The following is an 8,974-nucleotide window of genomic DNA, read 5'->3' on the forward strand; positions in this document are numbered from 1 at the left end:
GCTGGCCTCGGCGTGCTGCTGCAGCGACACCATGATGGCGGCGCGCAGCGGCGCCTCGTGCGCCGCCAGCCGGGGATAGGCGAAGCGCAGCAGTTCGTCGACCCGCTCGGCGGCGTCGGGCGCGGCCGAGTCCCAGGCCAGGATCGGGCCCAGGCTCTCGTCCACCACGGCGGCGATCAGCGCGCTTTGGCTGGGAAAGTAGCGGTAGGCGGTGGCGCGCGAGACCTGCGCGTGTTCGGCCAGTTCGGCCACCGACGGCGTGATGCCCTGGGCCATCAGCCGCTGCGCCGCATCCAGCAGGGTCTTGCGCATGCGCGCGCGCGGCCCGTGCGGCGGTTCGCCGCTGGCGGCAGCCTGCGGGCTGGCCGGCGCGATCAGCCGCGCCGCGCCGGCTGCGGAGGGGGCGGGAGTTTGACGTGAGACAGGTGTCTCAGTATGATTCTTTCGTCTCATTTCTAGATTCTACAGGCCTCGCGGCCTCACATATCGAGGCGCGCACCGAGTGTAGCCGCCCGCGGAGGAGTCATGACGCATTCGAAACGGCGGGTCTACGTGGCCGCCACCTACGACACCAAGGGCCAAGAGGCCGAGTACGTGATGGACCTGCTGCGGCGGGATGGGCTGGATCCGGTGTCCGTGGACGTGTCCACCTCCGGCGCCGCCAGCGCGGCCCAGGTGCCGGCCAGCGAGGTCGCCGCCAGCCATCCCGGCGGCGCCGGCGCGGTCTTCACCGGCGATCGGGGCACGGCCATCGCGGCCATGGCGCTGGCCTTCGAACGCTACGCGGCCGCCAATGCCGAGATCGGCGCGCTGCTGGGCCTGGGCGGTTCGGGCGGCACCGCCCTGATTACGCCGGCCATGCGCGCGCTGCCCATCGGCACGCCCAAGATGATGGTGTCGACGATGGCCTCGGGCAATGTCGCGCCCTATGTCGGGCCGTCGGACATCGCCATGATGTATTCCGTGACCGACGTGGCCGGCCTGAACCGCATCTCGCGCCGGGTGCTGGCCAACGCCGCCGGCGCGATCGGCGGCGCCTTCAAGCAGGCCGCCAGCGCTGTGGCCGATGATGGCCGGCCTGCGGTGGGCATCACCATGTTCGGCGTTACCACCGCCTGCGTGCAACAGGTGACGCCGCTGCTGGAGTCCCGCTACGACTGCCTGGTGTTCCACGCCACGGGCACGGGCGGGCAGTCGATGGAAAAACTGCTGGACAGCCATTTGCTGGGCGGCGTGCTGGACCTGACCACCACCGAAGTCTGCGACTTCCTGTTCGGCGGCGTGCTGGCCTGCACCGAGGACCGTTTCGGCGCCGTGGCCCGCACCGGCTTGCCCTACGTGGGCTCCTGCGGCGCGCTGGACATGGTGAACTTCGGCGCCATGGACACCGTGCCGGAACGCTACCGCGGCCGCAAGTTCTACCCGCACAATCCGCAGGTGACGCTGATGCGCACCACCGCGGAAGAAAACAGCCGCCAGGGCGAGTGGATCGCCGCCAGACTGAACCAATGCCAGGGGCCGGTGCGCTTCCTGATCCCGGAAGGCGGCGTGTCCGCGCTGGACGCGCCGGGCCAGGCGTTCTGGGACCCGGAGGCCGACGCGGCCCTGTACGCGGCGCTGGAGGCGAACCTGGTGCAGACCGCCGACCGCCGCCTGGTGCGCGTGCCTTGCCACATCAACGACCCGCTGTTCGCGCAGACCGCGGTCGACCAATTTCTTGAAATCGCTACACACTGAGGACCGCCGCCATGCCGCGCTTTGACCGCAACGAACTCCTGGACAAGTATCGCGCCATGGTGCGCGCGCGCACGCCCATCGTCGGCGGCGGCGCGGGTACCGGCCTGTCGGCCAAGTGCGAGGAAGCGGGCGGCATCGACCTGATCGTGATCTACAACTCGGGCCGCTACCGCATGGCGGGCCGCGGCTCGCTGGCAGGCCTGCTGGCTTACGGTAACGCCAACGAGATCGTGGTGGACATGGGGCGCGAAGTCCTGCCGGTGGTGAAGAAGACGCCGGTGCTGGCCGGCGTCAACGGCACCGACCCGTTCTGCGATTTCGACGTGTTCCTCGACGACCTCAAGCGCCAGGGCTTCGCCGGCGTGCAGAACTTCCCCACCGTGGGCCTGATCGACGGCACCTTCCGCGCCAACCTGGAAGAAACCGGCATGGGCTACGCGCTGGAAGTGGACATGATCCGCCTGGCACATGAGAAAGGCATGCTGACCACGCCCTATGTGTTCAACGAGGACGACGCCGTGGCCATGACGAAGGCCGGGGCCGACATCATCGTGGCCCACATGGGCCTGACCACCGGTGGCGCCATCGGCGCGGAAACCGCGCAGACGCTGGATGACTGCGTGGCCGCCATCGACCGCATCGCCGCGGCCGCGCTGACGGTGCGGCCGGATATCATCGTGCTGTGCCATGGCGGCCCCATCGCCACGCCCGAAGACGCGGCCCACGTGCTGCGCGCTTGCAAGCACTGCCATGGTTTCTACGGCGCCAGCTCGATGGAGCGGCTGCCGACTGAACAGGCGCTGACCGCGGCCACCCGCGAGTTCAAGAGCCTGACGTTCTGATTCCGTAGTTCCCTCAATCCCTGGGCCGCGCGCCCGCAGGAGTCCGCATGCCGCACACCGTATACGTCAGCGCCATCATCCACGCGCCGCTACAGCAGGTCTGGGCCAGCTTCCGCGATTTCAACGGCCTGGCCGCCTGGCATCCCGGCATCGCCGAAAGCCGCCTGGAAGAGGGCGGCCGCCACGACGCCGTGGGCAGCGTGCGGCACCTGTCGCTCAAGCCTTCGGGCTTCGTCCGCGAGCAGCTGCTGATGCTGGACGATCCAGGCACGGCGCTGCGCTATTCCATCATCGAGACCGACCTGCCCATGCGCGATTACGTCGCCGGCGTGTCGTTGCATGCCGTCACCGAAGGCGGCCAGACGCTGGCGGAATGGTGGGCGGATTTCCGCGTCGAGGGCGCGGAGTTGAGCGACGTGGCGAACGCCGTGGGCCGCAACGTGTTCGCGGCAGGGCTGGCGGCCTTGGACGAGAAGCTGCGCGCGGCCTGATCGCGCTGCGCCTCTTCTACGCTTTCAAGCCTTTGGCCGGCATGCGCTTGCAGCCCGCCGGCAGCTGCGCCGTGCGCAGGTAGTCGTGGATGGCGCGGATCAGCGCCTGCGCGGCGGGGCTCAAGGGATATTCCTTGTGGCGGATGAGGCAGACCGTACGCACCACCGTGGGCCGGGCCAGCAATGCATAGGCCAGGCCGGGCTCCATCACCCGTTGCGCCGCCAGGGCGGGCAGTAGCGCCACGCCGAGTCCGGCCTTGACCAGCGCCGCCTGCGAGGTGGTGCTGGAAGCTTCGTAGAAGGGCGCGCCGGCCTCTATCGGCAGGTCGGCGCGGGCCCGCAAGAGCGCCATGATGCCGGTCTCGTCCACCACCCCCACCAGTTTGCGGCCGGCCAGGTCCGACCAGCGCATGGCGCCGTCGCGCGCGGGACGCAGACTGGCGTCGTCTTCCCGGTACAGCACGCCGAAGCGGTCTTCCAGCAGGGCGTCGAACTGCAGGCCGGGCGCGTCGGCCCAGCGGCTGGTCAGGCCGAAATCCACTTCGCGCGTGGCGACCTTGCGCTGGATGCGGCCGGAGTTGTCGTCGCTGAGGTACAGCCGCACGGCCGGATATCGGGCGGAAAAGGCCGCAGCGGCAGGCGCGATGATCTGCGTGATGGCCGACGGCGCCGCCGCCACGCCGACGCGTCCGCGTTCCAGCGCGCCGTAGCGCTGCACATCGTCTATCACCCCGTCGAAATCCGCCAGCAGCCGCATGACGCGCGGCAGGAATTCCTCGCCCGCCGCCGTCAGCAGCACGCGTCGGCTGGTGCGCGCGAATAATTGCGTGGCCAGGGCGTCCTCCAGTTGCCGCACCAGGCTGGTCACCGACGACTGCGTCTGGAACAGGCGTTTGGCCGCATGCGTGAAGCTGGATTCCTGGGCGACCGCGACAAAGGCGGTCAGGTGCTTTAGCGTAACGTGCTTGGGCAGACGATTCATTTCAAATCATGATAGATGGATCAATAAAAACAATTTTCCCAGATTGATCGGGCGGACGATACTAGACCCTTTCCGCGGCAGCTGATTCAAGCGCAGCCGCCGGCACGACCCTCAAGGCGGGAGCACCATGCGGCAGGAATCTCTGGATCTGATCATCGAAGGCGGCTGGGTCATCGACGGCCTGGGCGGCCCCCGGCGGCGTGCCGACGTGGGCGTGGCGGGCGAGCGCATTGCCGCAATCGGCGACCTGGCGGGCGTGCCGGCCGCGCGCCGGATGGATGCGCGCGGCAAGATCGTGGCTCCCGGTTTCATCGACGTGCACGGCCATGACGACCTGATGTTCGTGGAGCGTCCGGGTCTGGAATGGAAGACCACCCAAGGCATCACGTCGGTGGTGGTGGGCAATTGCGGCGTGAGCGGCGCGCCCGCGCCCTTGCCGGGCAACACTGCCGCGGCCCTGGCCCTGCTGGGGGAAACGCCCCTGTTCGTCGACATGCAGGCCTACTTCAGCGAGCTGCGCGCACAGCAGCCCATGATCAACGTGGCGGCGCTGGTGGGGCATGCCAACCTGCGTCTGGCCGCCATGCGTGACCCCGCAGCGCAGCCTACGGCCGAAGAGCAGGAAAGCATGCAGCGCATGCTGGACGAAGCCCTGGCCGCGGGCGCCGTGGGCTTCAGCACGGGCCTGGCGTACCAGCCCGGCGGCGCGGCCCGCCCCGCTGAGCTGGAAGGCCTGGCGCGGGTGGCGGCGGCGCGCGGCGCGATGCACACCAGCCATATCCGCAACGAAGGCGACGAGGTCGAAGAGGCCGTCGACGAGGTGCTCTCGGTCGGGCGCAACACCGGCTGCGCCACCGTGCTGTCGCACCATAAGTGCATGATGCCGCAGAACTGGGGCAAGAGCCGCGCCACACTGGCGAACATCGATCGCGCGCGCGGCGAGGGCGTCGAGGTGGCGCTGGACATCTACCCCTATCCGGGCAGCTCCACCATCCTGATTCCGGAGCGCGCCGAAATCATCGAAGACATACGCATCACCTGGTCCACTCCCCATCCCGAGTGCGGCGGCCAGTTCCTCAGCGATATCGCGGCGCGCTGGGGCTGCGACAAGACTACGGCGGCGCAGCGCCTGTGCCCGGCGGGCGCGATCTACTTCGCCATGGACGAGGCCGAGGTCCAGCGCATCTTCCAGCACGAGTGCTGCATGGTGGGCTCGGATGGACTGCCCAACGACGCGCATCCGCATCCGCGCCTGTGGGGCAGCTTCACGCGCGTGCTGGGCCGCTATGTGCGCGAGGCCGAACTGATGACGCTGGAGAGCGCCGTCGCCAAGATGACGTCCTTGCCGGCGCGCGTGTTCGGCCTGGTCGGACGCGGCCAGTTGAGCGAGGGCGCCTGGGCCGACATCGTGGTGTTCGACGCCGATACGGTCGAGGACCGCGCCACCTGGGAAGCGCCGACGCTGGCGTCCGCCGGAGTTGAGCACGTACTGGTCAACGGCCAGCAGGTCTTCCCGGCGGAAGCCGGGATGGCCCGCCCCGGGATGGCCCGCCCCGGCAAGATCCTGCGCCGCGAGGCGATGGCGCAGGCCGCCGCCCGCGCAGCTACATAAGAATTCCAACCATCCCCACAGGAGACATACCCATGATGCGCAAGACTTGCGTGGCCCTGGCGCTGGCCGCCATGCTGCCCGCCGCCCACGCGGCATTTCCCGACCGTCCCATCACCCTGATCGTGCCGTTCCCCGCGGGCGGCCCGACCGACATCGTGGGCCGTCTCGCGGCAGCGAAGGCCGGCGAGATCCTGGGCCAGCAGATCGTGGTGGAAAACCGCACGGGCGCGTCCGGCACCATAGGCATGACGGCCACCGCGCGCGCCAAGCCGGACGGCTACACCGTCGGCCTGGCCACCGTCAGCACGCATGGCACCGCGCCGCACCTGTTCCCCAAGCTGGCCTACGACCCGGTCAAGGATTTCACGCCCGTCAGCAACCTGGTCACCAGCCCCAACATCCTCAGCGTGAATCCGCAGTTTCCGGCCAAGACGCTGGGCGAGTTCGTCGAGCACGTGCGCGCCAATCCCAACAAGGATGGCTATGCCAACGCCGGCGCGGGCGGCGTGAACGACCTGGGCATGATCTGGTTCCTGCAGATCATCGGCGGCAAGATGAACAGCATTTCCTACCGCGGATCGGCGCCTGCGTTGACCGACGCGGTGGGCGGCGTGGTGCCGGTGATCTTCGACAATTTCCCTTCGTCGCTGCCTTACCTGAAGAGCAATCACCTGCGCGCCCTGGCCATTACCGGCCCGCAGCGCAACCCGCGCCTGCCGGACGTGCCGACGTTCGCCGAGCAGGGCTACAAGGACTACGACGTGACGGCCTGGTATGGCGTGGTCGGTCCGGCTGGCATGCCCGATGACGTGCGCGACAAGCTGGCCGATGCCTTCGCCCGCGCCGTGCGCGATCCGGCCACCGCAGCCAAGATGGAAGAAACCGGCGCTTTTCCGCTGGGCAACACCCCGGCTGAATTCGGCCAGCAGATCCGCGCCGAGCGCGACCGCTGGAAGACCGTGATCGACAAGGCCGACATCAAGCTGCAGTAGGCGGGAAAGGGGCGCAGGCGGTCCGCGCTCAGTACACGTCGCGGCGGTAGCGGCCGTCGCGCTGCATGGCCTGCAGGCGCGTCGCGCCCAGGATGTCCTGCAGCGCGGCGTCCACGCCGCCGGCCATGCCTTGCAGGCTGCCGCAGACATAGATGGCGGCGCCTAAGTCGGCCCAGGCCCGCACGGCCTCGGCTTGGTCGCGCAGATGGTGCTGCACATAACGGCGGTCGGCCTGGTCGCGCGAGAACACCGCGTCCGCGCGCTCCAGCGTGCCGTCTTCGCGCCAGGCGTCGATCTCAGCGCGGCAGAACCAGTCATGCAGGGCATTGCGTTCGCCGAAGACCAGCCAGTTGCGCCGGTGGCCCGCCGCGCGGCGCGCCTTGATCAGGGCGCGCAGGCCGGCCAGGCCGGTGCCGTTGCCCACCAGCAGCAGGGGACGGTCATCGGCCGGCGCGTGGAAATTGCGGTTCACGCGCACGCGCAGGTCTATCGCGTCGCCGGGCTGGGCGATGTGGGTCAGCCAACCGCTGCCCAGGCCCAGGGCGCCATCGGAACTGCGCATCTGGCGCACCAGCAACTGAATCGAACCGTCTTCGGGCAGCGAGGCGATCGAGTACTCGCGGTGCGCGAGCAAGGGGCCGCCGGCTTCGCGTCGCGGACCGATCTCGGCGATGTCGCCCGCCTGCCAGCTACGCACGCCATCGGCTGGCGGCGTTAGCGTCAACAGGTAGCAAGGGCCGCCCTGGCTTTGCGGATTGAGCGGCTCGCGCGCGGCCAGGCGCCAGGATTCATAGACCGGCGGCTGCCAGTCGGGCAGGTCGCTGCGTCCGGCCAGCAGGCCCAGGTGGTGCTGCCAATGGCGCAGGGCTGCCGGGTCGCCGTTGTCGACTTCGACCAGGTCGAACAGCGGCGTCGCGCCTTGCGCGTGCAGCCAGTCGTCCAGGCGATGGCCAAAGCCGCAGAATTGGGCGTATTCGCTGTCGCCCAGCGCCAGCACCGCGTAATGCGCGCCGGCCAGCGCCGGGGCAGCCTGCTGCATCTGTTCGGCGAAGGCCGCGGCGGCATCGGGCGGGTCGCCTTCGCCATAGGTGCTGACCACGAACAACATGCGGCGATACTCGGCCAGACGCTTGGCGTCCAGCTGTCCCAGCGCGGCCACGCGCACGGCCAGGCCGCCCGCGCGCAGGGATTCGGCGGTTTGCGCCGCCAGCGATTCGGCATAGCCCGTCTGTGTCGCGTAGGCGACCAGCAAGGTGTCCTCGGGCACGGGCGCTTGCAGCGCTTGCAGGGCCAACGCCTGCTGCGCTTCGTGGCGCAGGGCGCGGCGCCGGGCCCAGACGCACAGGAGCAGCCAGGCTCCCACCACGCATGCCGCTGCGATCAATCGTGTTGCTGGCATGGCGTCAGTCGATGGCGGCCAGTGCCTGGAATGCGGGCGTGGCGACGACGCGCCAGGCGCCGCGCTCGCGCAGGATGAACAAGGCCGCCAGATCATGGCGGTGCGCGTAGGCCAGGCCGTCGTCTTCGCCCAGCACCGTCAGCGCGGTGGCGAGCGCGTCGGCTTGCATGCAGCCGGAGTGCAGCACGGTGACCGAGGCCAGCTTGTTGCGGACCGGCAGGCCGGTGCGCGGATCGATGGTGTGGGCGTAGCGTTGGTCGCCGCTGCCCGCATGGCGGCGGTAGTCGCCCGAGGTGGCGATGCTGCGGTCGCACAGCGGCAGCGCCAGCGCGTGGTCGTCGCTGGCGTCCGGCACTTCGATGGCCACGCGCCAGGACTGGCCGTCGGGCCGTCTGCCGCGCGCCCGCAACTCGCCGCCCACTTCGATCAGGTAGTCGGTGATGCCCAGGGCATCGAGCGCCATCGCGGCGCAGTCCACGCCGTAACCCTTGGCGATGGAGGAAAGATCCAGATAGGTGCCGCCTGCTTGAAATGCCGCTTGCCCTTGCTTGTCGAGCTGCACGCGGCGCCAGCCGCAGCGCGCGCGCGCGGTGTCGATGGCGGCGGGCGAGGGCGGTTCGAAGGCGCGCTGGTGCGGTCCGAACCCCCAGGCATTCACCAGCGGTCCGACGGTGGGGTCATAAGCGCCGCCGCAGTCCTCGGCCAGCGCCAGCGCGTGGCTCAGCACGTGGAAGAATCCCGCCGGCAGCGCCTGCCAGCCGGCTGCGGCCTGGTTGTAGCGCGTGATGTCGGAATCCGCTTCCCAGGTGCTCATCTGGACGACCACCTCGTCCAGCGCGGCCTGGATGGCCTGGCGCGCCGCGGCCCCCGTGCGCCCGGCCGGCAGCGCCATGCGCGCCGACCAGGTGGTGCCCATGGT

Annotated in this window: 9 protein-coding genes; 5 read left to right on the forward strand and 4 right to left on the reverse strand. The window is 69.6% G+C overall.

Going from position 1 to position 8,974, the window contains the following annotated elements; all coding sequences use genetic code 11:
• On the reverse strand, positions 1 to 378 hold a 378-nt coding region (locus tag WBB14_RS32470), incomplete at its 3' end, for a TetR/AcrR family transcriptional regulator (protein WP_424243411.1).
• Between the two features lie 147 nt (positions 379 to 525).
• Here WBB14_RS32470 and WBB14_RS32475 point away from each other — a divergent pair.
• From WBB14_RS32475 to WBB14_RS32485, 3 genes are read left to right on the forward strand one after another with little or no spacing between them, the layout of a single operon-like run.
• Positions 526 to 1,737, forward strand: coding sequence for a Tm-1-like ATP-binding domain-containing protein (locus tag WBB14_RS32475; RefSeq protein ID WP_424243403.1), 1,212 nt, complete (start codon positions 526 to 528; stop codon positions 1,735 to 1,737).
• Between the two features lie 11 nt (positions 1,738 to 1,748).
• Positions 1,749 to 2,579, forward strand: coding sequence for a phosphoenolpyruvate hydrolase family protein (locus tag WBB14_RS32480; RefSeq protein ID WP_424243404.1), 831 nt, complete (start codon positions 1,749 to 1,751; stop codon positions 2,577 to 2,579).
• A 47-nt stretch (positions 2,580 to 2,626) separates the two neighbouring features.
• Positions 2,627 to 3,070, forward strand: a complete 444-nt coding sequence (locus WBB14_RS32485; RefSeq protein WP_424243405.1) for an SRPBCC family protein — start codon at positions 2,627 to 2,629, stop codon at positions 3,068 to 3,070.
• Positions 3,071 to 3,086: 16 nt separating this feature from the next.
• Here the strand turns inward: WBB14_RS32485 and WBB14_RS32490 are convergent, their stop codons facing one another.
• The gene (locus WBB14_RS32490) at positions 3,087 to 4,052 is read right to left on the reverse strand and encodes a LysR family transcriptional regulator (RefSeq protein WP_424243406.1); all 966 of its coding nucleotides are present in this window, start codon (positions 4,050 to 4,052) and stop codon (positions 3,087 to 3,089) included.
• Between the two features lie 127 nt (positions 4,053 to 4,179).
• Between WBB14_RS32490 and WBB14_RS32495 the strand changes: the two genes are divergently transcribed.
• Positions 4,180 to 5,664, forward strand: coding sequence for an N-acyl-D-amino-acid deacylase family protein (locus WBB14_RS32495; RefSeq protein WP_424243407.1), 1,485 nt, complete (start codon positions 4,180 to 4,182; stop codon positions 5,662 to 5,664).
• A gap of 32 nt (positions 5,665 to 5,696) precedes the next feature.
• Positions 5,697 to 6,656: a tripartite tricarboxylate transporter substrate binding protein BugE gene (locus WBB14_RS32500; protein ID WP_424243408.1), complete on the forward strand. Its 960-nt coding sequence runs from the start codon at positions 5,697 to 5,699 to the stop codon at positions 6,654 to 6,656.
• Between the two features lie 28 nt (positions 6,657 to 6,684).
• On the opposite strand, the gene WBB14_RS32505 is transcribed toward WBB14_RS32500, so the two are convergent.
• Together WBB14_RS32505 and WBB14_RS32510 are read right to left on the reverse strand one after the other, a co-directional pair.
• Positions 6,685 to 8,055 (reverse strand): sulfite reductase subunit alpha, encoded by a 1,371-nt coding sequence (locus WBB14_RS32505; RefSeq protein WP_424243409.1) that lies wholly within the window; start codon positions 8,053 to 8,055, stop codon positions 6,685 to 6,687.
• 4 nt (positions 8,056 to 8,059) lie between these two features.
• A partial coding sequence (locus tag WBB14_RS32510) for an FAD:protein FMN transferase (RefSeq protein WP_424243410.1) occupies positions 8,060 to 8,974 on the reverse strand: 915 nt, incomplete at its 5' end.

Source organism: Achromobacter sp. (genome assembly GCF_049647645.1).
Taxonomy (GTDB): Bacteria; Pseudomonadota; Gammaproteobacteria; order Burkholderiales; family Burkholderiaceae_B; genus Achromobacter.